At 71.7% G+C, this 24,644-nt stretch carries 26 protein-coding genes, 1 tRNA gene and 1 pseudogene; 15 read left to right on the top strand and 13 right to left on the bottom strand.

Annotation, left to right across the window (positions count from 1 at the left end; genetic code table 11):
• Nucleotides 1-104: 104 nt before the first annotated feature.
• Nucleotides 105-380 (top strand): hypothetical protein, encoded by a 276-nt coding sequence (locus ACFY0D_RS30335; protein ID WP_030008735.1) that lies wholly within the window; start codon nt 105-107, stop codon nt 378-380.
• 65 nt (nt 381-445) lie between these two features.
• Nucleotides 446-2,263: a glutamine--fructose-6-phosphate transaminase (isomerizing) gene (gene glmS, locus ACFY0D_RS30330; protein ID WP_390801192.1), complete on the top strand. Its 1,818-nt coding sequence runs from the start codon at nt 446-448 to the stop codon at nt 2,261-2,263.
• A 107-nt stretch (nt 2,264-2,370) separates the two neighbouring features.
• On the opposite strand, the gene ACFY0D_RS30325 is transcribed toward glmS, so the two are convergent.
• Nucleotides 2,371-2,940 carry an acetate uptake transporter gene (locus ACFY0D_RS30325; RefSeq protein WP_030008733.1) on the bottom strand — a complete coding sequence of 190 codons (570 nt, stop codon included), beginning with the start codon at nt 2,938-2,940 and terminating at the stop codon, nt 2,371-2,373.
• 261 nt (nt 2,941-3,201) lie between these two features.
• Between ACFY0D_RS30325 and ACFY0D_RS30320 the strand changes: the two are divergent.
• Nucleotides 3,202-3,764: pseudogene (locus ACFY0D_RS30320) on the top strand (zinc ribbon domain-containing protein).
• Nucleotides 3,765-3,798: 34 nt separating this feature from the next.
• Here the strand turns inward: ACFY0D_RS30320 and ACFY0D_RS30315 are convergent.
• Nucleotides 3,799-4,332, bottom strand: coding sequence for a universal stress protein (locus ACFY0D_RS30315; RefSeq protein WP_030008732.1), 534 nt, complete (start codon nt 4,330-4,332; stop codon nt 3,799-3,801).
• A 323-nt stretch (nt 4,333-4,655) separates the two neighbouring features.
• Here ACFY0D_RS30315 and ACFY0D_RS30310 point away from each other — a divergent pair, with 323 nt between their 5' ends.
• The 4 genes from ACFY0D_RS30310 to ACFY0D_RS30295 all read left to right on the top strand — a co-directional run bounded on the left by ACFY0D_RS30310 (nt 4,656) and on the right by ACFY0D_RS30295 (nt 7,537).
• Complete coding sequence (locus ACFY0D_RS30310) at nt 4,656-5,099, top strand: hypothetical protein (protein ID WP_390801191.1); 444 nt, start codon at nt 4,656-4,658, stop codon at nt 5,097-5,099.
• Nucleotides 5,100-5,475: 376 nt separating this feature from the next.
• Complete coding sequence (locus tag ACFY0D_RS30305) at nt 5,476-6,651, top strand: helix-turn-helix domain-containing protein (protein ID WP_301370950.1); 1,176 nt, start codon at nt 5,476-5,478, stop codon at nt 6,649-6,651.
• A 105-nt stretch (nt 6,652-6,756) separates the two neighbouring features.
• Complete coding sequence (orn, locus tag ACFY0D_RS30300; RefSeq protein ID WP_202201464.1) at nt 6,757-7,359, top strand: oligoribonuclease; 603 nt, start codon at nt 6,757-6,759, stop codon at nt 7,357-7,359.
• 105 nt (nt 7,360-7,464) lie between these two features.
• Nucleotides 7,465-7,537 (top strand) — tRNA-His (locus tag ACFY0D_RS30295).
• Between the two features lie 131 nt (nt 7,538-7,668).
• Here the strand turns inward: ACFY0D_RS30295 and ACFY0D_RS30290 are convergent.
• Complete coding sequence (locus ACFY0D_RS30290; RefSeq protein WP_390801190.1) at nt 7,669-8,694, bottom strand: LacI family DNA-binding transcriptional regulator; 1,026 nt, start codon at nt 8,692-8,694, stop codon at nt 7,669-7,671.
• A 102-nt stretch (nt 8,695-8,796) separates the two neighbouring features.
• Between ACFY0D_RS30290 and ACFY0D_RS30285 the strand changes: the two genes are divergently transcribed.
• The 4 genes from ACFY0D_RS30285 (at nt 8,797) to ACFY0D_RS30270 (ending at nt 13,430) form a co-directional block, all read left to right on the top strand.
• Nucleotides 8,797-10,152, top strand: a complete 1,356-nt coding sequence (locus tag ACFY0D_RS30285) for an extracellular solute-binding protein (RefSeq protein WP_390801189.1) — start codon at nt 8,797-8,799, stop codon at nt 10,150-10,152.
• 97 nt (nt 10,153-10,249) lie between these two features.
• Entirely contained in the window at nt 10,250-11,155 is a 906-nt protein-coding gene (locus ACFY0D_RS30280; RefSeq protein ID WP_390801281.1) for a carbohydrate ABC transporter permease, read from the top strand.
• A complete protein-coding gene (locus ACFY0D_RS30275) occupies nt 11,152-11,976 on the top strand; it encodes a carbohydrate ABC transporter permease (protein WP_078851150.1) in 825 nt (274 codons plus the stop codon). Before ACFY0D_RS30280 ends, ACFY0D_RS30275 begins: the two co-directional genes overlap by 4 nt.
• Nucleotides 11,973-13,430, top strand: a complete 1,458-nt coding sequence (locus tag ACFY0D_RS30270) for a GH1 family beta-glucosidase (protein WP_390801188.1) — start codon at nt 11,973-11,975, stop codon at nt 13,428-13,430. Before ACFY0D_RS30275 ends, ACFY0D_RS30270 begins: the two co-directional genes overlap by 4 nt.
• A gap of 18 nt (nt 13,431-13,448) precedes the next feature.
• Here ACFY0D_RS30270 and ACFY0D_RS30265 read toward each other — a convergent pair whose 3' ends face one another.
• Nucleotides 13,449-14,264: an SDR family oxidoreductase gene (locus ACFY0D_RS30265; RefSeq protein ID WP_390801187.1), complete on the bottom strand. Its 816-nt coding sequence runs from the start codon at nt 14,262-14,264 to the stop codon at nt 13,449-13,451.
• 80 nt (nt 14,265-14,344) lie between these two features.
• On the opposite strand from ACFY0D_RS30265, the gene ACFY0D_RS30260 reads away from it, so the two are divergent.
• Entirely contained in the window at nt 14,345-14,923 is a 579-nt protein-coding gene (locus tag ACFY0D_RS30260; protein WP_390801186.1) for a TetR/AcrR family transcriptional regulator, read from the top strand.
• 132 nt (nt 14,924-15,055) lie between these two features.
• On the opposite strand, the gene ACFY0D_RS30255 is transcribed toward ACFY0D_RS30260, so the two are convergent.
• The 6 genes from ACFY0D_RS30255 to ACFY0D_RS30230 form a co-directional block, all read right to left on the bottom strand.
• The gene (locus ACFY0D_RS30255) at nt 15,056-15,355 is read right to left on the bottom strand and encodes a hypothetical protein (RefSeq protein ID WP_351158607.1); all 300 of its coding nucleotides are present in this window, start codon (nt 15,353-15,355) and stop codon (nt 15,056-15,058) included.
• A gap of 106 nt (nt 15,356-15,461) precedes the next feature.
• Nucleotides 15,462-16,124 (bottom strand): NADPH-dependent F420 reductase, encoded by a 663-nt coding sequence (locus ACFY0D_RS30250; RefSeq protein WP_390801185.1) that lies wholly within the window; start codon nt 16,122-16,124, stop codon nt 15,462-15,464.
• Between the two features lie 57 nt (nt 16,125-16,181).
• Nucleotides 16,182-16,835 (bottom strand): disulfide bond formation protein B, encoded by a 654-nt coding sequence (locus tag ACFY0D_RS30245; protein ID WP_390801184.1) that lies wholly within the window; start codon nt 16,833-16,835, stop codon nt 16,182-16,184.
• A 2-nt stretch (nt 16,836-16,837) separates the two neighbouring features.
• On the bottom strand, nt 16,838-17,002 hold the full coding sequence (locus ACFY0D_RS30240) for a DUF5993 family protein (protein ID WP_189737231.1): 165 nt from the start codon (nt 17,000-17,002) through the stop codon (nt 16,838-16,840).
• A 27-nt stretch (nt 17,003-17,029) separates the two neighbouring features.
• Entirely contained in the window at nt 17,030-18,436 is a 1,407-nt protein-coding gene (locus tag ACFY0D_RS30235; RefSeq protein ID WP_390801183.1) for a sensor histidine kinase, read from the bottom strand.
• 7 nt (nt 18,437-18,443) lie between these two features.
• The gene (locus ACFY0D_RS30230) at nt 18,444-19,133 is read right to left on the bottom strand and encodes a response regulator transcription factor (protein ID WP_030010722.1); all 690 of its coding nucleotides are present in this window, start codon (nt 19,131-19,133) and stop codon (nt 18,444-18,446) included.
• Between the two features lie 79 nt (nt 19,134-19,212).
• Here ACFY0D_RS30230 and ACFY0D_RS30225 point away from each other — a divergent pair, with 79 nt between their 5' ends.
• Nucleotides 19,213-19,752: a hypothetical protein gene (locus ACFY0D_RS30225; protein ID WP_390801182.1), complete on the top strand. Its 540-nt coding sequence runs from the start codon at nt 19,213-19,215 to the stop codon at nt 19,750-19,752.
• Nucleotides 19,753-19,837: 85 nt separating this feature from the next.
• On the opposite strand, the gene ACFY0D_RS30220 is transcribed toward ACFY0D_RS30225, so the two are convergent.
• Entirely contained in the window at nt 19,838-20,251 is a 414-nt protein-coding gene (locus ACFY0D_RS30220; protein WP_390801181.1) for a hypothetical protein, read from the bottom strand.
• A 132-nt stretch (nt 20,252-20,383) separates the two neighbouring features.
• Here ACFY0D_RS30220 and ACFY0D_RS30215 point away from each other — a divergent pair, with 132 nt between their 5' ends.
• Nucleotides 20,384-21,352: a LysR family transcriptional regulator gene (locus ACFY0D_RS30215; RefSeq protein WP_390801180.1), complete on the top strand. Its 969-nt coding sequence runs from the start codon at nt 20,384-20,386 to the stop codon at nt 21,350-21,352.
• A gap of 4 nt (nt 21,353-21,356) precedes the next feature.
• On the opposite strand, the gene ACFY0D_RS30210 is transcribed toward ACFY0D_RS30215, so the two are convergent.
• Together ACFY0D_RS30210 and ACFY0D_RS30205 are read right to left on the bottom strand one after the other, a co-directional pair.
• Nucleotides 21,357-22,235: a spermidine synthase gene (locus ACFY0D_RS30210; RefSeq protein WP_390801179.1), complete on the bottom strand. Its 879-nt coding sequence runs from the start codon at nt 22,233-22,235 to the stop codon at nt 21,357-21,359.
• Between the two features lie 45 nt (nt 22,236-22,280).
• Nucleotides 22,281-22,682, bottom strand: a complete 402-nt coding sequence (locus ACFY0D_RS30205; RefSeq protein ID WP_390801178.1) for a hypothetical protein — start codon at nt 22,680-22,682, stop codon at nt 22,281-22,283.
• A 242-nt stretch (nt 22,683-22,924) separates the two neighbouring features.
• Between ACFY0D_RS30205 and ACFY0D_RS30200 the strand changes: the two genes are divergently transcribed.
• Nucleotides 22,925-24,241, top strand: coding sequence for a tetratricopeptide repeat protein (locus ACFY0D_RS30200; RefSeq protein ID WP_390801177.1), 1,317 nt, complete (start codon nt 22,925-22,927; stop codon nt 24,239-24,241).
• The last annotated feature ends 403 nt before the right edge of the window (nt 24,242-24,644 follow it).

The raw sequence follows: 24,644 nt of genomic DNA, 5'->3' as shown, positions 1-24,644 counted from the left end.
GAAGGAGGGCACACCGAGCGCCTCACTGGTCCAGACCAGAGGGATCCTGCCCGAAATCGGGCAGGATCTTTGCGTTCATCGCCGCCAGCCGCCAATATCTACGAGTGCTCGATCGCCGCCCGTCGCATGACGACCTCGTCGACCACCTGGTGCGCAGCACCGCGCTGCAGCGCGGCGAGGCAGCCCGGGTGGTACTGGACGTGCTCGCCTACTTCGACGAGACGACCGAGGAATTCGTCCGCCGCCGCCACCGGGAACTGCAGTCCGGCGGAGCGGTGAACGCGGAGATCTTCGAGCGGATCGCGGCCGAGCTGCCGCACCGCGCCGTGGCGCCGCCGGAGCTCTCGCTCCGGCAGTTGCGCCGCATCGTCTACGGCTGAGCCGGCGGCCGCCGCACGCGGCCCCGGACGAGCACAGAACCGAACTTCAGGAGGGGCAGAACCGTATGTGTGGAATCGTCGGTTACATCGGCAAGCGTGACGTGGCACCGCTGCTGCTGGAAGGCCTGCAGCGGCTGGAGTACCGCGGATACGACTCCGCGGGCATCGTGGTCAACACCCCGAAGGCCCCGGCCCTGAAGGTCGTCAAGGCCAAGGGCCGCGTCCGCGAGCTGGAGTCCCGCGTTCCCAAGCGCTTCGCCGGCACCACCGGCATCGCCCACACCCGCTGGGCCACGCACGGCGCCCCGAGCGACATCAACTCCCACCCGCACCTGGACCCCGAGAACAAGGTCGCGGTCGTCCACAACGGCATCGTCGACAACTGCTCCGAGCTGCGCGCCAAGCTTGAGGCCGAAGGCGCCGTCTTCGTCTCGGAGACCGACACCGAGGTCATCGTCCACCTGATCGCCCGCTCCGAGGCCGACTCCCTGGAGGACAAGGTCCGCGAGGCGGTCAAGGTCATCGACGGCACCTACGGCATCGCCGTCATGCACGCCGACTTCCCCGACCGCATCGTCGTCGCCCGCAACGGCTCCCCCGTGGTCCTCGGCATCGGCGAGAAGGAGATGTTCGTCGCCTCGGACGTCGCCGCGCTGGTCGCCCACACCCGCCAGGTCGTCACCCTCGGCGACGGCGAGATGGCCACCATCAAGGCCGACGACTTCCGCACCTACACGACCTCCGGCACGACGACCAACGCCACCCCGGAGACCGTGGAGTGGGAGGCCGCCTCGTACGACATGGGCGGTCACGACACCTACATGCACAAGGAGATCTCCGAGCAGCCCGACGCGGTCGACCGCGTGCTGCGCGGCCGGATCGACGACCGCTTCAACACCGTGCACCTGGGCGGCCTGAACCTGGACCCGCGCGAGGCGCGCGGCATCCGCCGGGTCAAGATCCTGGGCTGCGGCACCTCGTACCACGCGGGCCTCATCGGCGCCGGCCTCATCGAGGGCATGGCCCGCATCCCCGCGGACGCCGAGCCGGCCTCCGAGTTCCGCTACCGCAACCCGGTCGTGGACCCCGACACCCTCTACATCGCGGTCTCCCAGTCCGGTGAGACGTACGACGTCCTCGCGGCGGTGCAGGAGCTCAAGCGCAAGGGCGCCCGCGTCCTCGGCGTCGTCAACGTGGTCGGCTCCGCCATCGCCCGCGAGGCCGACGGCGGCGTGTACGTGCACGCCGGCCCCGAGGTCTGCGTCGTCTCCACCAAGTGCTTCACCAACACGGTCGTGGCCTTCGCGCTGCTCGCCGTGCACCTGGGCCGCATCCGTGACCTCTCGGTCACCGACGGCAAGCGGATCATCGAGGGCCTGCGCAGGCTGCCCGCGCAGATCCAGGAGATCCTTGAGGGCGAAGAGGACATCAAGAAGCTGGCGGCCGAGTTCGCCGAGGCCAAGTCGATGATGTTCATCGGCCGGGTGCGCGGCTACCCGGTGGCGCTGGAGGCCTCCCTCAAGCTGAAGGAGATCTCCTACATCCACGCCGAGGCCTACCCGGCCTCCGAGCTCAAGCACGGTCCGCTGGCGCTGATCGAGCCCTCGCTGCCGACGGTCGCGATCGTCCCGGACGACGACCTGCTGGAGAAGAACCGCGCGGCGCTGGAGGAGATCAAGGCCCGCAGCGGCCGGATCCTCGCGGTCGCCCACCGCGAGCAGGAGAAGGCGGACCACACCATCGTGGTCCCGAAGAACGAGGACGAGCTGGACCCGATCCTCATGGGCATCCCGCTCCAGCTGCTGGCGTACCACACGGCCCTGGCCATGGGCCGGGACATCGACAAGCCGCGCAACCTGGCGAAGTCGGTCACCGTCGAGTAATCGCCGTCCCCACGGCGAAGAACCCCCGTGCGCGGTGCGCACGGGGGTTCTCTGCCGTGGTGCCCGAACCGGGCCCGGCCGGATCCGCCGGGTCAGGTCAGGTCAGGTCAGCTCGCGGCGACCGCGCCGCCGCTGCGGGCCTTGCCGAAGGCCATCGGCCAGTGCGCCAGCGCCGCGGTGGCGCCGTACCAGGCCAGCAGTCCGGAGACGGCGGCGACCCAGCCGCCCGCCTTCGCGAGCGTGCCGTTGTCCACGAACGCGCCTATGGCGAGCAGGAGCAGCGACAGGGTCAGCAGGGCGTAGACGCCCTGGCTGAACAGACCGCTCGCGGCGGCGACCGTCAGGGTCAGCGCGAGCATCGCGAACAGGACAAGAAACGTTCCGGCGGCTTCGTCGGAGACCGAACCACCCGCGCCCTTGGCCCACGTGAACCAGAAGATGCCGAGGCCCGCGAACGCGGTGCCGTTGAACCCGTTGCCGCCGCGGTACTCCAGGAGACCGAGGAGGAACAGGGCCGCGCCGCCGACGTACATCGCGAGCGACACGGAGTTGGCAGCGGACACGCCGTCGATGACACCGGTGTGGCCGATACCGAATGCGAGAAGGGTGAGACCCAGGGCGATGTTCCCGAGGGTCGAAGTCGAGGCCGTGCTTCCCGCAGAGACACCATTGTCCACGGCGGGCTCCCTTCGATCTGCAGTTGTTTGCTGCGTCCCAGCAGCATTTATCTACCCTTTACACGAGGGCACAACCGCACAAGCGACTTAACAAACGGTCACAGAACGACAACGGCGAGCGACTGGATCGGTCGCTCGTCCGAGGGAATGTCGCAGAATCCGGGTGGACCGTGAAGGGCACGGCCTTACGGTCGCGTCAGGACGACACCCCGACCGGCCGAGGATGCCGGGCACTCCGCCCGGTACACCTTCAGGCTTCGGGTGTCATCCACCGCCCGTGCCTCTCTGCTGGGCGAGTGGGACCGGATCCGGTGGATCTGGAACGAGTGCGTTGCCAAGTCCAAGCAAGTCCACGCATGGAACAAGGCCAGGCCCGAGGGCGTGGACAAGCGCACCTGCGGTCCCGCGCAACTCGACAAAATGCTGACCGCGACCACCACCAGCGACACCCACGATCTGCCGCACGCCGAACACGGCAGAAGGGCCGCCGCGAAGCTGGCCCGGTACGACCGGATGACGGCCCGCCGGAAACCTGCGAAGGGGCGGGCCGCATCGAAGGGCCACCGCCAGGTGAAGAGCGCAAGCACGGACGCGCCGTGCACCTGGTACACCCCGCGCACACCACGATGGACTGCCCGCAGTGCGGAGCGAGAGCCAAGCACACACTGCCGCTGGGAGAGCGCACATACACCTGCACCGCGTGCGGAGCCGTGTCCCCACGGGACAAGAACTCCGCGCGCGTGATGCTCGTCCGGGCAGGTCTGACCCAGGTTGGCACTGATCGTGGAAGACCTCCCGGGGCGCCGCCCCGGGAGGCTGCGTGAGCCAGGAATCCCCTTCCCTCAGGGAGGGGAGCAGTCAAGGAATGACAACAACTGGTCGCTGTGCGCGCTTGGCCAGCCGGCCGGCGACCGAGCCGAAGATCCGGCCCACGATCCCGTGCGTGGAGCCGACCACGATGGCGTCGGCCGAATACTCCCGGCCGACCTCCTCCAGCTCGTGGCAGATGTCACCACCGCGCTCGACCAGGATCCACGGCACTTCGGCCAGATAGTCCGCGCAGGCGAGCTCCAGCCCGAGCACCTCGGTGCGGTGGTCCGGCACGTCGACGAAGACGGGCGGCTCGCAGCCGGCCCACACCGTGGTGGGCAGCCGGTTGGCGACATGGACGATGATCAGACCGGATCCGGAGCGACGGGCCATGCCGATCGCATAGGCAAGCGCGCGCTCACTGGAGGTGGATCCGTCGAATCCCACAACGACCCCGTGCCGGAAGGCCGGATCGCAGTGCACGCGTGTCTGTTCCACCGCGCGCAGATCGGCGGCCGACGCGGGGTCGACGACGCGTTTGCGCTTGCGGTCCGCGGGTTCGGAGAATTCGTGACCGGCCATGGGTGTCTCGGCGAAGAGGTCCTTGGAGGAAGCAACAGGGGCGAAATCGGCGACGCAGTGTGACGGAGCTCTGTCCGGGAAGCATCTTCCCAAGCCCATACCCACCAGGGTACGGCGACACTCCTGTCCTGCACAGGGCATGCCGCCCTTGGAGAGCGTCCCAGGGAGCATGCCGGAGCGAGCGCGCCTTGGCAATGGCCGCTGCCCCCTACAGCCAGTGACGAGCCGGGCCATCGCCACCCGTTGGCGCAGTGACCGAGCCCCGCCGCCGGGCGTTGGGACATGCGTCCGACCTTCAGGTAAGAGCCCGCAGGGAGCACGCCGTGCCCGGTCATCCGGTTCACCCCGTCCAGCCAGCTCAGCCGACGCCGTCCGTCCGGTCCCGCCAGAACGCCGACCCCGCCCCGCACTTCACCCCGTCCCCCCGCTCCGCCCTTCACCCGTCCGTGCGTTCCGCCGGACGCCCCCACGACGACCCCGCGGGTGACGTCGTGCGCTGGGCCGCCTTCAGCTGCCTGCTCGTTCCCGTGGTGCTCGTCGTCTACGGAACCTCCTTCGGCGGGGCCGCCGTCGCGACCCTCGGCCTGCTCGCCGTCACGGCCGCATGCCGGGTCCTGCTGCGCCACTCGGAGAAGACCCGGCGGGCCACGGCCCGGGTGCCCGTGGAGGAGGCTCTTCCGCCCGCCCACCGCGGCCGCCACTCGCGCGCCGGCGCCGGGATGCGCCGCGGCTGCCGGGGCTCCGGCCCGGTCTCCCCGCACGACTGACTCATTCGCACACCCACACACGCATGTTTTCAGCCAACTTCCCGGCAGGGTGCCCTCCTTGCCGGAATGTCCCCCCGTCCCCCTCACCACCAGCGACGACAGACCGCGGGGGGCGTTCTGGCCCTACGGGTACTGGCCATGGCCGGGGAGCACGCTTCCTGTTCGGGTAGCGGAGTGGAACGCTTACTGATCGAATGCTTTTCGCCAAGTTGAGAAGTCGACATAGCGCTGCGTGCTGAACTTGTCACGCCGACACCACGGGACGCAGTAGATTCGATCATGTATTTACGGCGGGGGATCCACGTGCAAGGCCGAGGGGAAACGTGCAGGTGCGACCAGACCAAGGAGTCGCGACACCCAAGGGGGGCTTAGCGCCATGAGCCAGGATTCCACCGCCGTCGTCACAACAGACGCCGGCCGGAAGCTCGCGGGGCGTCGCCGCAGGGAGATCGTCGCGGTGCTGCTCTTCAGCGGCGGACCGATCTTCGAGAGCTCCATTCCACTTTCCGTGTTCGGCATTGACCGGCAGGACGCGGGAGTTCCACGCTATCGATTGCTCGTGTGCGCCGGTGAGGACGGTCCGCTCAGGACCACCGGCGGGCTCGAACTGACCGCGCCATACGGGTTGGAGGCGATCGCCCGGGCAGGAACGGTCGTCGTTCCCGCCTGGCGCTCCATCACTTCACCGCCGCCGCCGGAGGCGCTCGACGCACTGCGTCTGGCGCACGAGGAGGGGGCCCGGATCGTCGGACTGTGCACGGGAGCCTTCGTGCTCGCCGCGGCCGGTCTGCTGGACGGCCGGCCCGCGACGACGCACTGGATGTACGCGCCGACGCTGGCCAAGCGGTACCCGTCCGTCCACGTCGATCCGCGCGAACTGTTCGTCGACGACGGCGACGTGCTCACGTCCGCCGGCACGGCGGCCGGAATCGACCTGTGCCTGCACATCGTGCGCACGGACCACGGCAGCGAGGCGGCCGGGGCCCTGGCCCGCAGGCTCGTCGTGCCGCCGCGCCGCACGGGTGGCCAGGAACGCTATCTCGACCGGTCGCTGCCGGAGGAGATCGGCGCCGACCCGCTGGCCGAGGTCGTCGCCTGGGCACTGGAACACCTCCACGAGCAGTTCGACGTGGAGACGCTGGCCGCCCGCGCCTACATGAGCAGGCGCACCTTCGACCGGCGGTTCCGCTCGCTCACCGGCAGCGCTCCGCTCCAGTGGCTGATCACCCAGCGGGTGCTCCAGGCACAGCGGCTGCTGGAGACCTCCGACTACTCGGTCGACGAGGTCGCCGGGCGCTGCGGGTTCCGCTCGCCGGTCGCCCTGCGGGGTCACTTCCGGCGGCAGCTGGGGTCCTCCCCGGCCGCCTACCGCTCCGCCTACCGGGCACGCCGGCCGCAGGCCGACGTGGCACAGGTGGCCGAGATCAACGCGGGTCCGGTTCCGCACCAGCGCACTCCGCAGCCCCACCGGGCGGCGGCGGCCCTGGCCGCGTCGGGTCCCACGGTGACGGAGCTGTACGCCCCGGGGCGGGTCATGCGGGAACACGCCTGACCGCGAACTGAGTACGACGCACGAGGGTCCTCCATCGGCCACCGCCGATGGGGGACCTTCCGCATATGCGGTCCGCGCCCCGGGGGACCGCATAAGGTGGGACACATGAACGATCGCATGGTGTGGATCGACTGCGAGATGACCGGGCTCTCGTTGACGGACGACGCACTTATCGAGGTGGCCGCACTGGTCACCGACTCGGAGCTCAACGTGCTCGGCGAAGGCGTGGACATCGTGATCCGCCCGCCGGACGCCGCCCTGGAGACCATGCCCGACGTGGTGCGCGAGATGCACACCGCCTCCGGCCTGCTCGACGAGCTGGCCGGCGGGACCACCCTCGCGGATGCCGAGGCGCAGGTCCTGGCCTATGTGCGGGAGCACGTGAAGGAACCCCGCAAGGCGCCGCTCTGCGGAAACTCGGTCGGCACCGACCGCGGCTTCCTGCTGCGCGACATGGCCGCGCTGGAGAGCTACCTGCACTACCGGATCGTGGACGTGTCCTCGGTCAAGGAGCTGGCGCGCCGCTGGTACCCGCGGGCGTACTTCAACAGCCCGCCGAAGAACGGCAACCACCGGGCGCTGGCGGACATCAAGGACTCCATCACCGAGCTGCGCTACTACCGGGAGGCGGTCTTCGTCCCGCAGCCCGGGCCCGACTCGGACACGGCCCGCGGCATCGCCGCCAAGCACGTCGTGCCGGGCGCGTAGCTCCGGCCGGGCCCCTCCGGAGGGGGCGCCGGGAAAGGGGGGAGCGAGCACCCTCCCGGACCCTGTACCCTTTTCTTCGGCCGGTCGGTTTTCCGACCGGACATGGTGGGTGTAGCTCAGTTGGTAGAGCACCTGGTTGTGGTCCAGGTGGCCGCGGGTTCAAGTCCCGTCACTCACCCTGTGAGAAGGCCCCGGTCCGCGAAAGCGGACCGGGGCCTTCTGCATGACCAGGGGCTTCACCCCGGCCGGGGCCTTCCGCCCGACCCGCCCGGACCGCCCGGACCGCTCGACCCGCCCCGACCGGGGCCGTCAGGACGACTCCCGGACCACCAGCCGGTTCGGCAGCACGGCGGCCGCCTCGCCCGGCTCCCCCGCGATCCTCTCCAGCAGCATCCGCGTCATGGTCCGGCCCATCTCCTCGATCGGCTGCCGGACGCTGGTCAGCGGCGGGTCCATGTGCCGGGCCACCACCGAGTCGTCGAAGCCGACCAGCGCCACGTCCCGCGGGATCCGGCGGCCGGCCGCACGCAGCTCCCGCCGGGCGCCCGCCGCCATGACGTCCGAGGCGGCGAAGACCGCGTCGAGCCAGGGCCGGCGCTCCAGCAGGGCACGCATGGCCCGCCGGCCGCCCTCCTCGGTGAAATCGCCGACCGCGATCAGCGGCTCGTCGACGGGATGTCCGGCGGCGGCCAGGGCCTGCCGGTAGCCGTCGAGGCGGCACTGGGCCCCGTACACGTCCAGCGGTCCGGTGATCGTGGCGATCGTGCGGCGGCCCCGGTCGAGGAGGTGGCATACGGCCTCGGCCGCGCCCGCCAGGTTGTCGGAGTCCACGCAGGGCAGGGTCTCGGCGGCGGACCGGCGGCCGCTGATCACCGTCGGGATGCCGAGCTCGGCCAGCAGCTCCGGCAGCGGGTCCCCGGCGTGGACGGAGACGAGCAGCACCCCGTCGACGCGGTGCCCGGACAGGTACTGGGCGAGCCGGCGGCGCTCGCGGTCGCTGCCCGCCAGGGTGAGGACGAGCTGGACCTCGGTGTCGGCGAGCTCGGCGCCGACCCCGCGCACCACTTCGGAGAAGTAGGGCTCGGCGAAGAAGCGGGCCTCGGGCTCGGGGATCACGAGGGCTATGGCGTCGGTGCGGTTGGCCGCGAGGGCGCGCGCGGCGCGGTTCGGTACGTACCCCAGCTCGGCCACGGCCGCCTCGACGGCGACCCTGGTGTGCTCGCTGACCTTGGAGGATCCGTTGATCACCCGGGAGGCCGTGCCGCGCCCGACTCCGGCGCGCGCCGCGACCTCCTCCAGAGTCGGTCGTCCCCCACTGCGCCCGTGCCCGTTCATGACTTCCTCCCGGTTGTGAATCTACCTCTTGACGGCTGTGGGAGCGCTCCCACACTGTGTCACACGACACCTGGCACGTTTCGTCCTTCTGGGAGGAAGCACATGCGCGTCCGAGCCCGAGCCCGAGTCCGAAGAACCCTCGTCACGACCGTCGCCGCGGCCGGAACCGCGGCCCTGCTGCTCGCGGGGTGCGCACAGGACCCCGACGAGAGCCCCGACCAGGGCGCCCCCGCCACCGGCACGTCCGGCGGCGCCGCACAGACCACCCTCACCGTCGGCGTCTTCGGGGCCTTCGGACTCCAGGAGGCCGGACTCTACGACGCGTACATGGCGCAGAATCCCGGGATCCGCATCGAGCAGACCTCCATCGAGCGGAACGAGAACTACTACCCCCAGCTCCTGACCCACCTGGGCACGGGCAGCGGGCTCGCCGACATCCAGGCCGTCGAGGTCAACAACATCGCCGAGATCACCGCCACCCAGGCCGACAAGCTGGTGGACCTGGCCAAGGCCCCCGGGGTGGACAAGGCCGCGTACCTGCCCTGGAAGTGGGCGCAGGGCACGGCGAGCGCGGCCAAGGGCGGGGCCACGGTCGGCCTCGGCACGGACATCGGCCCGCAGGGCATCTGCTACCGCAAGGACCTCTTCGAGGCGGCCGGGCTGCCCACCGACCGGACGGCGGTCGGGGCGCTGTGGGCGGGCGACTGGAGCAAGTACCTGGAGGCGGGCCGGACCTACAAGGCGAAGGCCGGCGAGGGGAAGGCCTTCGTCGACTCGGCGTCCGGTGTGATGGCGGCGGTGACCGGGAGCAGCGCCCAGCGCTTCTACGACGACCAGGGCAAGGTCGTCTACAAGACCAACCCGGCGGTGCGCGGGGCCTTCGACCTGGCGGCGTCCTTCGCCACCGACGGGCTGAGCGCCAAGCTGCAGCAGTTCACCCCGGCCTGGGACCAGGGCTTCTCCAACGGCTCCTTCGCCACGGTCTCCTGCCCGGCCTGGATGCTCGGCTACATCCAGGACAAGGCGGGCCCGGCGGGCAAGGACAAGTGGGACGTGGCGCAGGCGCCGAAGCCCAGCAACTGGGGCGGGTCCTTCCTGGTGGTGCCGAAGGCAGGCAGGCACGCCGAGGAGGCGGCGAAGCTGGCGGCCTGGCTGACGGCTCCGGCGCAGCAGGCGAAGCTCTTCGAGAAGCGGGGCAGTTTCCCGAGCGCGAGCGCCGCGTACAAGCTGCCGGCCGTGTCGGGCGCACAGCACGCGTACTTCGGCGGCGCCCCGATCGGCGAGATCTTCTCGAAGGCGGCCGAGGGCGTGCCGGTGACGGTGGTCGGCCCGAAGGACCTGGTGATCGCGCAGAACCTGGCGGACATCGGGATGCTCCAGGTCGACCAGAAGGGCCGCAGCCCGCAGGAGGGCTGGGAGGCCGCGGTGAAGGCGATCGACAACGCCCTGGACCAGTGAGGTACCGGTGACGGACGAGACGGCTGTGCTGTCCCCCTCCGCCGTCGGCCCGGAGCGGGCGGCGGCGGAGGGGGGCGGCCGGAGCAGGCCGGGCCAGGTGTGGCGCTCGCGCCGCTACCGCTGGGACCTGCGCTTCAGCCCGTACGCCTTCGTGGCGCCCTTCTTCCTCTTCTTCGCCGCCTTCGGGCTGTTCCCGCTGCTCTACACGGGCTGGGCGGCGCTGCACCAGGTGGAGCTGACCGATCCGGACAGCATGACGTGGGTGGGGCTGCGGAACTTCACCCGGCTGTGGGACGACGAGTTCTTCTGGAACGCGCTGCGCAACACGGTGACCATCGGGCTGCTGTCCACGGTGCCGCAGCTGGCGATCGCCCTGGGCCTGGCCCACCTCCTCAACTACCGGCTGCGGGGCTCGGCGTTCTTCCGGGTCGCGGTGCTCACCCCGTACGCGACCTCGGTGGCGGCGGCCACCCTCGTCTTCGTCCTGCTCTTCGGCCGGGACTACGGGATGGTCAACTGGGCGCTGTCGGCGGTCGGTTTCGACGCGGTCGACTGGCAGAACGGCACCTTCGCCTCCCAGCTCGCCGTCTCCACCATCGTGATCTGGCGCTGGACCGGCTACAACGCACTGATCTACCTGGCGGCCATGCAGGCCGTACCGGGCGAGCTGTACGAGTCCGCCGCGCTGGACGGGGCCTCGCGCTTCCAGCAGTTCCTGCACGTCACGGTGCCCTCGCTGCGGCCGACGATCTTCTTCACCTGCGTGGTGTCGACGATCGGGGCGACCCAGCTGTTCGGCGAGCCGCTGCTGTTCAACGGCGGGGCGGGCGCGACGGGCGGCTCGGACCACCAGTTCCAGACGCTCGGGCTGTACCTGTACGAGCAGGGCTGGGTGAACCTGCACCTCGGGCGGGCCTCGGCGATCGCGTGGGCGATGTTCCTGATCCTGCTGCTGATCGCCGGGGCGGCGCGGCTGCTGCGCGGACGGAAGGACTCCCGATGAGGTCACTGCGCGCGGGCCGGCTCACCTACGTGGTGCTCGCCCTGTTCACGGCCGGCTCGCTCTTCCCGCTCGTGTGGACGGCGATCGCGGCGTCCCGGAGCAATACGCGTCTGGCCCAGACCCCGCCGCCGTTCTGGTTCGGCGGGAACCTGGGGCGCAACCTCCAGGTCGCGTGGACCGACGCCAACATGGGGACGGCCCTGCTGAACACGGTGATCGTGGCGGGCACGGTCGCCGCGGGCACCGTGTTCTTCTCCACGCTCGCCGGCTTCGCCTTCGCCAAACTCCGCTTCCGCGGCAGCCGGCCGCTGCTGGCGCTGGTGATCGGGACGATGCTGATCCCGCCGCAGCTGAGCGTGGTGCCGCTCTACATGCTGATCGCGAAGCTGTCGTGGACCGACCGGCTCCAAGCGGTGATCCTGCCGACCCTGGTGGGTGCCTTCGGGGTGTTCTTCATGCGCCAGTACCTGGTGCACGCGCTGCCGATGGAGCTGGTGGAGGCGGCGCGCACGGACGGGGCGAGTTCGCTGCGGGTCCTGTGGCACGTGGTGTTCCCCGCCGCCCGGCCCGCCATGGCGGTGCTGGGGATGCTGACCTTCGTCATGGCCTGGAACGACTTCTTCTGGCCGATCGTCGCGCTGACGCAGAACGGCAGCCCGACGGTGCAGGTGGCCCTGACCGGGCTGGGCCGGGGCTACATCCCCGACCAGTCGGTGATCATGGCGGGCGCGCTGCTGGGCACGCTCCCGCTGCTGCTGGTGTTCCTCGTCTTCGGCCGGCAGATCGTCGGCGGCATCATGCAAGGAGCGGTGAAGGGATGACCCAACTCCCGACGAACACGAACACGGACCCGGACACGGACCCGAACCCGGCCACGGACCCGGGCACCGGCACGGCCCCGGCCCCCGACACCGGCGCGCGGGAACTGCGCTTCCCCGACGGGTTCCTGTGGGGTACGGCCACGGCGGCCTTCCAGATCGAGGGCGCCGCGACCCTGCGCGGACCGTCCATCTGGGACACCTTCTGCCGTACGCCGGGCAAGGTGCACGGCGGTGACACGGGCGACGTCGCCGTCGACCACCACCGGCTGTGGCGGGAGGACGTCCGGCTGATGGCCTCGCTCGGACTCGGCGCCTACCGGTTCTCGGTGTCCTGGCCGCGGGTCCTCGCCGGCGGGATCGGCTTCTACGACGCCCTGGTCGACGAGCTGCTCTCGTACGGGATCCGGCCCTGCGTGACCCTGTACCACTGGGACCTGCCGCAGGAACTGGAGAGCGCGGGCGGCTGGCCCGAGCGGGAGACGGCCTACGCCTTCGCCCGGTACGCCGAGCAGGTCACGGCGGCGCTCGCCGACCGGGTGGAGCTCTGGACCACCCTCAACGAGCCCTGGTGCAGCGCCTTCCTCGGCTACGCCTCGGGGGTCCACGCCCCCGGCCGCACCTCCCCCGCCGACTCGCTGCGCGCCGCCCACCACCTCAACCTGGCCCACGGACTGGCCGCCGCGGCCCTGCCGGCCCGAACCAGGGCCGGTATCGCGCTCAACCCCAGCGCGGTACGGCCGCTGACCGGCTCGGCGGCCGACCTGGACGCGGCCCGCCGGATCGACGCCCTGGCCAACCGGGTCTTCACCGGCCCGCTGCTGCACGGGGCCTACCCGCAGGACCTGCTCGCGGACACCGCAGCGGTGACCGACTGGTCCTTCGTCCGCCACGGCGACGAGGCACTGATCCACCAGCCGCTGGACTTCCTCGGGGTGAACTACTACACGCCGGCGCTGGTCTCGGCCGCCCCCGGCGGGAAGGGCCCGCGCGCCGACGGTCACGGGGCGGCGGCGCACTCCCCCTGGCCGGCCGCGGAGTCGGTCGCCTTCCATCAACCCCCGGGCGAGCGGACCGACATGGGCTGGTCGATCGACCCCACCGGCCTGTACGACCTGCTGATGCGCTTCACCCGCGAGGCGCCCGGGCTGCCGCTGCTGGTCACCGAGAACGGCGCCGCGTACGCCCCCGACCTGCACGACCCGCAGCGCATCGGCTACCTGGAGGCCCATCTCTCGTCCGTCCACCGCGCCCTGGCGGAGGGCGCCCCGGTGGAGGGCTATTTCCTCTGGTCGCTGATGGACAACTTCGAGTGGTCCTACGGGTACAGCAAGCGCTTCGGCATCGTGCAGGTCGACTACGAGACCCAGGCCCGCACCCCCCGCTCCAGCGCCCACTGGTACGCCCGCCTGGCCCGGAAGGGGAGCTTCCTCACCTACGGGGACGAGGCGTTCTAGCCACCGCCAAGACGCCCCCTAGCGGAAGGCCGGGGCCGAGCGGGCCGCCCAGTCCGTGAACGGGCGGGGCTCCCGGCCGAGGATCTGCCGTACGGCGGGGCTCGGCTCCAGTTCGGCGGGCAGGGGTTCCCCGAGGATCCCGAGGGTGCCCTCCACGACCGGTTCGGGCATGAAGGTCAGCATCTGGGCGCGGGCCTCCTCCCGGGTCTGTTCCACGAAACGGACGGGCTCGCCCAGGGCCGCGCCGATCGCCTCGGCCCGTTCCCTCGGGGTGACCGGGGCGGGCCCGGTGAGCTCGTAGGTACGGCCCGCGTGCCCCGGCTCGCGCAGGACCGCGGCCGCGACCTCGGCGATGTCCGCCGGGTCGACGGTCGGGAGCCCGACGTCGCCGAAGGGCGCGGCGGCCGTGCGCCGCGTACGGATGGTCTCGGCCCAGGCGTAGGCGTTGGAGTTGAGGCCGCCGGAGCGCAGGATCGTCCACTCCAGGCCGCTGCGGCGGACGGCGTCCTCGAACCGCGCGGGGTGGGCGTACACCTCGGGGCGGGTTCCGACGCCCTGGGACGAGAGCAGGACGACCCGGCGGATCCCGGCGGCCGCGGCCCGGTCCAGGATGCCCTGCGGGTCCTCTCCGGCGACGAGCAGGAACAGCGCGTCGGCCCCTTCGAGCGCGGGGCCGAGGCCCTGCGGATCGGCGAGGTCGCCCCGGTGGTGGCGGACCCCTTCGGGCACGTGCGCCGGCCGTCGGGAGACGGCGGTCACGCGCTCGCCGCGGCCCGCGAGGATCCGTACGAGTTCCTGCCCCACGTTCCCGGTCGCACCCGTCACTACGATCACGATGATCCCCCTTGTGAGTTAGTCGACTGACTTAATGAGGACCATAGCCCCTTCCCGATCACTCGTCTAGAGTCAGTCAGGTGACTGACTCAAAGAAGGTCCGGCGGACGTCCGGCAAGCGGGAGCGGCTGGCGGCCGCCGCGGCGCAGGTCCTCCACGCGCAGGGCGTCGCCCAGACCACGCTCGCGGACATCGCCCAGGCGGCCGAGGTCCCGGTGGGCAACGTCTACTACTACTTCAAGACCAAGGACGAGCTCGTCGAGGCCGCGATCGACGCGCACGCCCAGACCCTCCGGGGCCTGATCACCGCCCTCGACGAACTTCCCACCCCCGAGCAGCGGTTGAAGGCCCTGCTGTCCGGCTGGGTCCAGCAGCGCGAGCTCACCGCCCAGTACGGCTGCCCCACCGGCACCCTCGCCTCGGAGCTCGACAAGCGCGCCGACGGCCTCGACCGCTCGATCGCGGAAGTCATGCGGGTCCTGCTCGACTGGGCCGAGCGGCAGTTCGCGGAGATGGGCCGGGCCGACGCCCGCGAACTCGCCGTCGCCCTGATCGCCGCCTACCAGGGCATCTCCCTGCTCACCAACACCCTCCGCGACCCGGACCTCATGACCACCGAGGCCCAGCGCCTGGAACGCTGGATCGACTCCCTCACCTGAGGGCCTCGCCACCGGAGATGACGACGCACGGCGAGCTCAGCGTCTTCGCCTGCCCCCGGGGACCCGTCCCACCCGCACGGCGTCAGCGTCCAGTACCGGTCAGGAGCAGGCCAGGAGCAGGTCAGGAGCAGGTCAGGGCGAGGTCCCCATCGCCGCCAGGCCCCTCGCCAGTTCCTCGGCGTTCATCACCGGAGCGACGTCGATCTCGGCGTTGAACTGCAGGAACAGATCCTCCATCAGCGGCGGCATCTGCGCGCTGTCCTGCAGGTCGAAGACGATCCAACAGGAGCGCACGCCCTCGTGCAGTCCGAAGTAGGCCGCCTCCGGCTTCACCTTCTCCATCAGCGTCTTCATGGCCTGGGGCAGCGCGCCGGTCTTGATGCCCTCGTTGGTGGCGGCCGTGTCCATGTGCGCCCTGAGCATGACTCTCATGCGTGGCTCCTTCCGTCACGCCCACCCTCCGCGCGGGCCGGGGGCGCGACAACATTTGCGCCCCCGTCCGGGGAGGGACAAGACACCCCGCGCGCTAGACACCCCCCTACGCGCCCTGGATGTGGAAGTTGAAGTCCGCGTGGCCGAGCGCGCCCATCAGGCGGAGCCAGACGGGCAGCAGCATCTCGGTGCCCCGGGCCGTCTCGATGCCCCCGAGGTCGAGGACGCCCGCTTCCGGCCACCCGAAGGCGTAGAGCAGTTCGCGCACCGACTTCTTGGCGTCCGCGTCCTCGCCGGAGAGGAAGACGTGGTGCTCGCCGGCGACCCGCGCCGGGTCCACCATGATCTGGCAGTTCATCGTGTTCAGCGTCTTGACCACCCGCAGCCGCGGGAAGGTGCGCTGGATCAGCTCGGCCAGGCTGTCGTCGTTGACCGGGTCCAGGACCGGCGGAAAGCCCCCCGAGAAGTCCAGCGGGTTCGCGATGTCGATGAGGATCTTGCCGTCGAGGTGGGCGGCGTCCGCCACCGTCAGGGCGGCGATACCGGCCTGCCCGCCGGTGGCGTTGACCAGGGTCTCGCCGTCCCGCGCCGCCTGCGCGAACGTGGCCAGCCCGACGGTGGGGTGGGCCTCCTGCCACTGCGCGTACTCGGAGCGGCCGAGGGTGGCTTCCGGTTCCCGGGTGCCGATGACCACCTGGTGGCCCAGGCCGTCGAGCCGGGCGGCCACCGTACGGCCGACGATCCCGGTGCCGAGGACTGCGTAGCGCATTGCGGAGATCCATTCGTCGAACGGAGGCCGGGCCGCCCCGGCCCGTCCCGGGAACGCTCAGCCCAAGAGCCCGACATCGTAGAAGAACCGGTACCGGTCCGGGGCGCCCGGAAGGAACCAGTGGAAGCCCTCCTCCAGGAAGACCGCCAGCAGGTTCACGGCGATGACCATGCCCAGGAACCACAGCGCGCACATGCCCGCCGTGCGCAGCGCCCCCGGACGGACCGCCGGGACGGCGCGGTCGGCCGTCACATGGGCGAAGGCCAGGACGACACCGATGGCAACCACCGACAGCTGGAAGAGGATCCACGCCCATACGTACAGGTGCAGGCCGAGCACCTCGCTCCCGTACCCCTTGGCCCCCGGCAGGATGTGCAGCATGGTCTGCCGCCAGGACGCGAAGGAACCCCCGATCGCCGCGACCAGGGACAGCCCCCAGCCCGTCATGTAGGCGCGCCCCGTCACGGTGCCGCTGATCAGCGCCGAGCGGATGATGTACGCCGCGCCCAGGGCGGCCAGCAGCATGAAGATCCGCTGCACGAGGCACAGCGGGCACGGGATGTCCCCCCGGCCGAACTGGTGGTACAGGCCGGCGCAGACGACTGCCGACCAGCCGAGGGCGAAGAAGCAGGCGAACCAGTACTGGACCCGGCTCAGCAGGCCGTTCTCCGGCGGGGCGTCCGGCACGAGGCTGTGCATCGTCGCGGCCACGGTCAGTAGCTCAGCTTCAGGGCGAGGCCGCTGGTGATGTGGTGCGCCGTCAGCAGGGTGACGGCGATCAGCACCGCCCACCACGCGCCGAGCACGACCGTCCGGGACGCGCCCCGGTACAGGGCGATCAGCGTGGCGAGGAGCCCGCCGAAGATCAGGGTGTCCATGCCGCGGACCGTACCGAGACGGTGGCATCACGCCTGCGAGGCGCGCCCCCGGTTACGTCGGTTGCCGCGTCGGCCGCGCCCGGCCCGCCCCGTGCCGGGGCCGCTGAGGCTCCGGCCGTCCAGGCCGATCCAGACCCGGACCTCGGTCCCGCCGAGCACCGAACGCCCCAGCCGTACGTCGCCGCCGGTCGACTCCGCGACCCGCCGCACGATGTCCAGACCGAGGCCCGTCGAGCCGTCGCGGCCGCCGTCGTTCCCGCGGCGCAGGGCCGCGTCCGGGTCGGAGATGCCGGGACCCGCGTCCGAGACCAGCACGATGACGGCGTCGCCCGCGTCGTGGACGTCCACCGAGAAGGGGGTGCCCTCGGGGGTGTGCCGGAAGACGTTTCCGAGCATGGCGTCGAGGGCGGCGGCGAGTTCGGGCCGCGCCACGGGGATCCGTACCGTACGGTCCACGCCCGCGAGCCGCACCTCGCGGCCCTCGTCCTCCGCGAGCGCCGACCAGAAGGCCATCCGGTCGCGGATCACCTCGGAGGCGTCGCAGCCCGCGCCCGCCCCGGCCCCCGGCCCGGTGGCCGGGCGCTGCTCCCGGGCGGTACGGATGATCGTGTCGACCTCGCGCTCCAGCTGCTCCACGGCGGCGCGGGTCTGTTCGGCGGCCGGACCGTCGCCGAGCGAGGCCGTGTTGAGCCGCAGCACCGTCAGTGGGGTCCGCAGCCGGTGCGAGAGGTCGGCAGCCAGTTCCCGCTCGTTGGCGAGGAGTTCGACGACCTGGTCCGCCATCGCGTTGAACGCGGCGGCCGCCGAGCGGAGTTCCTTCGGCCCGTCCTCGGGCACCCGGGCGCCGAGCCTGCCCTCGCCGAGCTGGTGGGCGGCGTCCGCGAGCCGTTCGGCGGGCCGGACCAGCCGGGCGCCGAGCCGGTCGGCGACCCCGACCGAGCCGATGATCAGGGCCAGCCCGACGCCGGCGAGCACCAGCCAGGCGGTCGCGACGCCGTTGCTGACCTCGCTCTCCGGTACGAAGATCTCCACCACGGCGATGTCTCCGGAGCCCAGCGCGGTCGGCTGGAGCAGCGCCGAGCCGCCGCCCGCCACCGAGGCGGTCGTGCCCCGTCCCATCCGCCGGGTCTCCGCGACGGCGCGCTCCCCGGCGCGGCTCTGGCCGATGTCCACCGGCGGGCTGTCGCCGATCGCGGGCACGTGGACGGCCATCCGCCGGGCGGCGCCCATCTGGGTGGACTCCACCGCCTTGCGCAGCTGCACGGGGTCGGTGGTGATGGACAGCGTCGGCCCGATGCTGGCGGCCTGCCGTTCGGCGTTGGAGAAGGCCCGGTCGCTGGCCATCTCCTGGACGACGAGGCCCAGGGGTACGGCGAAGGCCACGACCACCATGGCCGTGACCGCGAGGCACACCTTGACGAGCGCCCATCTCATGGCGCGCTCACCGGGGCGGCTCCAGCTTGACCCCGACCCCCCGCAGCGTGTGCAGGTAGCGCGGCCGGGCGGCGGTCTCGCCGAGTTTGCGGCGCAGCCAGGACAGGTGGACGTCGATGGTCTGGTCGTCCCCGTAGGACTGCTGCCAGACCTCGGCGAGCAGTTCGCGCCGGGCCACGACCACCCCGGGCCGGCCGGCGAGGAAGGCCAGCAGGTCGAACTCCCGGCGGGTGAGGTCCAGTACGGCCCCGTCCAGCTCGGCCTGGCGGCGCAGCGGGTCGATGGCGAGCCCTCCGACGCGCAGGACGCGCGAGGGCGGTTCGGCCCCGGCGGCGGCCCGGGCGCGGCGCAGGACGGCGGACATCCGGGCGGAGAGGTGCTCCACGGAGAAAGGTTTGGTCAGGTAGTCGTCGGCGCCGTCGTTGAGCAGCCGGACGATCTCCGCCTCGTCGTCGCGCGCGGTGGCGATGATCACGGGTACGTCGGTGATGCCGCGCAGCATCTTGAGCGCCTCGGACCCGTCCAGGTCGGGCAGTCCGAGGTCGAGGATGACCACGTCGAAGCGGTGGTGCGCGACCTCGCGCAGGGCCTCCAGGGCCGTGCCGACGCTCCGCACGGTGTGCGAGGCCTCGGTCAGGTGCCGGATGAGGGCGGAACGTACGAACTGGTCGTCCTCGACCACGAGCACACTTGCCATGGCCCGCACCGTAGTCCATCCGGGCGACTCAGCGGGGTGTCGGGCCACTCTTGTGGCGGGTGGTGCAGTATGTGCCCTGATGCTACGAGGACTTCTTCATGCCATGGCCTGGATGCTGGCGACCGGCGCGGCGGTGACGCTGTCGTGGTGGGGCGTGCACACCGTCATGTCGGGAACGGCCTACGATCCACCGCTCGCGGTACCCCTGACCGGCCATCCGCTGTCCTCGTCGACGCACAGCGCCCAGCCGTCCCCGTCCCCCTCGGAGTCCGCGTCCCCCTCGCCCTCCGGGTCGCCCACCCCGCAAGCGCCGCCGACCGCCGGGGCCTCCCCGGAGAAGTCCCCGAAGCCGTCGGCCACCCCCGGCCCGTACCAGCGGACGGAGGGCCAGGACGCGGGCAAGGTGCAGGCCTATCCCGTGTCCGGCGGCCGGGTCGTCTTCTCCCTGGGCGCCTCTTCGGCCGAGCTGGTCTCGGCGACGCCGAGCGCCGACTGGCGGATGCAGGTGTGGAAGACGGACTTCTGGATCCGGGTCACCTTCACCAAGGACGGCCGCGAGGTGTCGGTCTTCTGCACCTGGCACGACCACCCGCCGGCGGTCGAGATCGTCGACCCCTGAGGCGGCCGCGCCCTGATCGGGAACGGCCGGGACCCCTTCGGGTCCCGGCCCGCACCGTGCGGCTCCCTCCCGGCGAGGGACGGGATCAGAACTTCGGGGCGAGCTCCGACCCGAAGGTGTAGGTCCCCGAAAGGTGCAGCTGGCTGGTGTCGGCAAGGCTCGCCAGCGGCGAGCCCGACTTGGACAGCCAGGAGTGCTGGTTGTAGTACCCGTTGTACGGGATGATGCAGTCGTTCCAGGTGTACCAGCCGGCCTCGACGTAGAGGTCACGGTTGGGTACGCGCGCACCGCCGAGGATCTGCGACCACTTGTAGTCGCCGGTCGCCAGGTAGAGGTCCCTGCTCACGCAGGCGTTCGCCATGCTCGACGTCGGGTTCGCGGTCAGGGTCACCGAGCGCGTGTTGTACGCCGTGGCCGCCGCCTCGGCGGGGGCTCCCGCGAGGGCGACAAGGGCGGTGGCGGAAGCGGCTGCCGCGGCGAACTTGCTGAGCTTGTTCATGATCTACCTGGCTCCTTCGTGGCAAATCGTCTTGACTGGGCGACTTCAAGCTAGCCAGTTGACGGGAGATGGATCTACGTAAATTCTGGGTCCGGTTTGATAAGCGGGAGTTATCAAAAACGGGGGCTCGGAGTGGAACTGCGAGACGTAGACGTATTTTTGGCACTGGCGGACGAGCTCCACTTCGGGCGGACGGCCGAACGGCTGCACATCTCCCAGGCCCGGGTCAGCCAGGTCATAAGGAAGCAGGAACGGGCCATCGGGGCGGCCCTGTTCGAGCGCACCACCCGCACGGTGCGCCTCACCCTGATCGGCCGCCGGCTGCGCGACGACCTTTCGCACGCGCGGGACATGTTCCAGGAGGCGATAACGAGGGCGAAAGGGGCGGCCCAGGGGCTGCGCGGAACATTACGGGTGGGCTTCCTCGGAGCCATGGGGCATGAAATTCGGCCTTTGATCGAGGAATTCCGGTCACATCATCCGGACAGCGAAGTCGAATTGGTGGAATCCCGTCTTTCCGATCCGTTCGGCCTCCTTCGCGCCGACGAGGTCGACGCACAGATCCTGTGGCTGCCGGTCCAGGAACCCGATCTGACCGTCGGCCCGGTGGTATTGACCGAGGGGCGCGTGCTCGCCGTTCCGGCCGAGTCCGATCTGGCCCGCCTCGTCTCCGTGGCGTGGGAGGAACTCGACGGCTACCCGGTCGCCGACCTCGGCGGCCTGGCGCCGTCCTACTGGGTGGAGGCGCTGGTGCCGAGACGGACACCGAACGGACGGCTCATCAAGCGGGGTCCGACCGCGCGCACCCTCCAGGAGGTCCTCGCCCTCATCGCCGACGGGCAGATCGTCAGCCCCCTGCACCAGCACGCCACCCGGTACTTCTCCCATCCCGGCATCACCTACCTGCCCATCCACGACGCCCCGAGCACCCAGTGGGCACTGGTGTGGTCCCTCACGAACCGCAGCGGCCTCGTGCACGCCTTCGCCCAGGCGGCACGGGACTCGACAGCGGTACGCGGCCGGGCGCGGCCTCAGCGCGGCAGGCACGTGGCCGGCCCGTCCGCCGGCTGGGGAGGGTACGTGAGCGGCGGGTCCGCATGACCTTTCAGCGGAAGACGGAGGGCGGCGGCTGCGGCGAGGCCACCGCGGAGGCGTCCGCGACCGGGGCCGCGCCGCCCGCGAAGTCGGCCAGGGCCCGGCCGTGCTCGACCCGGCCCGGGTGCGGGTCGCTCGCCACCCGGCGGGTGAATTCCGCGACGGGCAGCTCACGGTCGGCCGCCACCAGGACGGCGTTGCCGAACCGTTTCCCCCGCCACACCACCGGATCGGCGGCCAGCGCCAGCTCCGTGAACCGGGACGCGGCCGTCGCGACCTGGCTCCGCAGATGGGCCAGCGGCGGACCGTCCGCCAGATTGGCCACGTACCACCCGGTGGGCGCGAGGGCACGGCGTACGTCGTCCAGGAACTCGGTGCTCGTCAGGTGCGCCGGGGTACGCGCCCCGCTGAACACGTCCGCGATCACCAGGTCCGCCCAGCCGTCCGGGACCTTGGCCAGGCCCGCCCGCGCGTCCACGGCCCGGACCCGGACACGCGCCTGCGGATCCAGTGGCAGGTGTTCCCGTACGAAGGCCACCAGGGCGGCGTCGATCTCCACGACCTGCTGGGTGGAACGGGGACGGGAGGCGGCGGTGTAGCGGGCGAGGGTGAAGGCGCCGCCACCCAGGTGCACCACGTTCAGGGGCTGCCGGGCGGGCGCGACGAGGTCGATCAGGTGGCCGATCCGCCGCTGGTACGCGAAGTCCAGGTACCCGGGATCGTCCAGGTCCACGTGCGACTGCGGGGCCCCGTCGATCAGCAGGGTCCAGGCACCGGCCCGCTCCCGGTCCGGCTCCAGCTCCGCCCGGCCGCCGTCCACCTGCCCGACGACCGCCTCCGCGCCGCCGCGTCCGCGCTGCTTGCCCTTGATCCTGTCCTTGCCTGCCACCACCCCATTGTGACGGGCGGCGGCGAAGGACCCCGCCCGCAGGCGTCAGCGACAGTTGTCCGCGGCCTCGATCAGCCGGGCCGCCTCGCCGAGCGCCGCCCGCAGCACGTCCGGGTCGGTGACCGGCCCGACGGCCTCCGGCGGAAGCAGCCAGCCCGTGGCGCCCGCGGTGGGCGAGACGGCGTCGCCGAAGCGCATGCCGCGCCCGTTGGTCTGCGTACACGCACTGCCCGGCAGGTCCCACGCGTCGGCCGTGCCGGACGGCACGAGGAAGCCGAGGGTGTCGCCGGATCCGTCGTGCAGGACGGGTCCGACCCCGCCGGCCTGACTGGCGGCGCGGCGGATGATGTCCACCGCCTCCAGCCCCTGCCGGGTGGGCACGGTCACCAGGTCCAGGTCCGGGGCCGCGCCGGGCTCGGACGCGGTATTCGTTCCAGTGCTCTCCATGCCGCCCTCCACCAAGGGAACCCCTCCTCGATCCGTATCCGCATGGGTTCAACGCACGGGAACGTCAACGGGTGCGGTGGCAAGACGCCGCAAAGGATGGCAGTTCATGGCGGATCGCGGGTGAGATATCCGTTTTGTAGCCAAACATCGCATGAACACCCCCTCGCTGACGGTACGTTCATGCGCGCCGGACCCCCAGTCACAGCACCGGTGCTGCGTTCCTTGCCAGAGAGGTCACGTCCATGGCGGCGTCCCCCCACTCACCCAACTCCACGTTCCGGCGGCTGCGCGGGCAGCACTCCCCGGCCGAGTTCGCGGCCCTGGTACGCCGAGCCGCGAAGGAGATCGGAGAAACGGTTTCCTGCGACGCGCGCTACATCGGCCGGGTCGAGTCCGGCGAGATCCGCTGCCCCAACTACGCCTACGAGCGGGTCTTCCTCCACATGTTCCCCGGCCGCGCCCTGGCCGATCTGGGCTTCTCCCCCCGCGAAAGCGTCCGCGGCCGCTCGGCCCAGCGCGATCCCCTCTCCGTCCCCTCCCACCGTTCCCCTTCCAGTGCCAAGGAGAGCGACGTGCTGCGTCGCGCGTTCATGGCGGGCGGCTCCGCGACCGTGGCGGCCGCGACGCTCAGCCTCACCCTGCTCGGCGACACCCGCCGACTCCCCTCCCGCGCCGGCGAGTCCGAGGCCGACGCCGTCGAGGACGCGGTACGCCAGATCCGCCTGCTGGACGACCGGCACGGCGCCGACGCCCTGTACCGGCGGGCCGCCGAACCCCTGCGCACCGCCTACGCGCTGCTCGACGCGGGAGCCACCCGGCAGTCCACCGAGGACCGGCTGCACTCGGGCGCCGGTGAACTGGCCGTCTCCGTCGGCTGGCTGGCCCACGACTCGGGCCGGTTCGACGACGCCCGCTCGCACTACGCGGAGGCCCTGGCGACGGCCCGGGTCGCGCGGGACGCGGGCCTGGAGGCGCACGCCTTCAGCAACATGGCGTTCCTGGCCCGGGACTGCGGCCGCTCCCGCGAGGCGGTACGGGCCGCCCAGGCGGGCCGCCGCGCCGCCCGCTCCCTCGGTTCCCCGCGGCTGCTGTCCCTGCTCGCCCTGCGGGAGGCGGGCGGCTGGGCGGGGCTGGCCGACCGCAAGGCCTGCGAGGAGGCCCTGACCCGGGCGCACACGGAGTTCTCCCGGGGCGAGTCGGACGCCGACCCCGAGTGGATGTCCTTCTTCGGGCAGGCGGAACTGGAGTCCCTGGAGGCGCGCTGCTGGTCCGCCCTCGGCGAGCACGCCCGCGCGGCCCGGCACGCCCGCCGCGCCGCCGACCTCCAGGACCCGCACTTCGCCCGGAACGTGGCTCTCTACACCGCCGAGCTGGCCGGCGACCTGGCCCGCGCGGGGGCCCCGGACGAGGCGGCGTGGGCGGGGGGCCGCGTGCTGGACCTCCTGGCGGAGGTCCAGTCGACGCGGGTCCGCTCGATGCTCACGGAAACGGCCGCCACCCTGATCCCCCACCAGCGCTCCCCCCGGGTGGCCGCCTTCCTGACCCGCGCGGCACCCTGACCCTGCGGTGCCCCTGCGGGGTGCTCGGTGGTGTGGCTTCCCTGCCGTGGTGGGTCGCCTCAATCGCCGGCGGGGCCGGTGCCCTGCGGGGGGCTTGGCGGTTGACCCGGTGGTGTGGCTTCCCTGCCGTGGTGGGTCGCCTCAATCGCCGGCGGGGCCGGTGCCCTGCGGGGGGGCTTGGCGGTTGACCCGGTGGTGTGGATTCCTCCTGCCGTGGTGAGTCGCCTCAATCGCCGGCGGGGCTGGGTGGTGTGGGGCGGTGCCCCGCACGAGGGTCTCCTCGGCTCGCGCCAGGCGGCCGCGGTTCAGCCAGACGGCCTGGGTTGCGCGCTCGTCCTGCGGGGACCCTCCTGCGTGTCCCCGCCCCACGGCAGGGCTCCGACAGCGCGGCTCCCATCCCCCT

The sequence above is a fragment of the Streptomyces sp. NPDC001502 genome, assembly GCF_042894785.1.
Classification (GTDB): domain Bacteria; phylum Actinomycetota; class Actinomycetes; order Streptomycetales; family Streptomycetaceae; genus Streptomyces; species Streptomyces kutzneri.
Note: the sequence above shows the minus strand (reverse complement) of the source record. Positions and strands in the feature narration are given on the sequence as shown.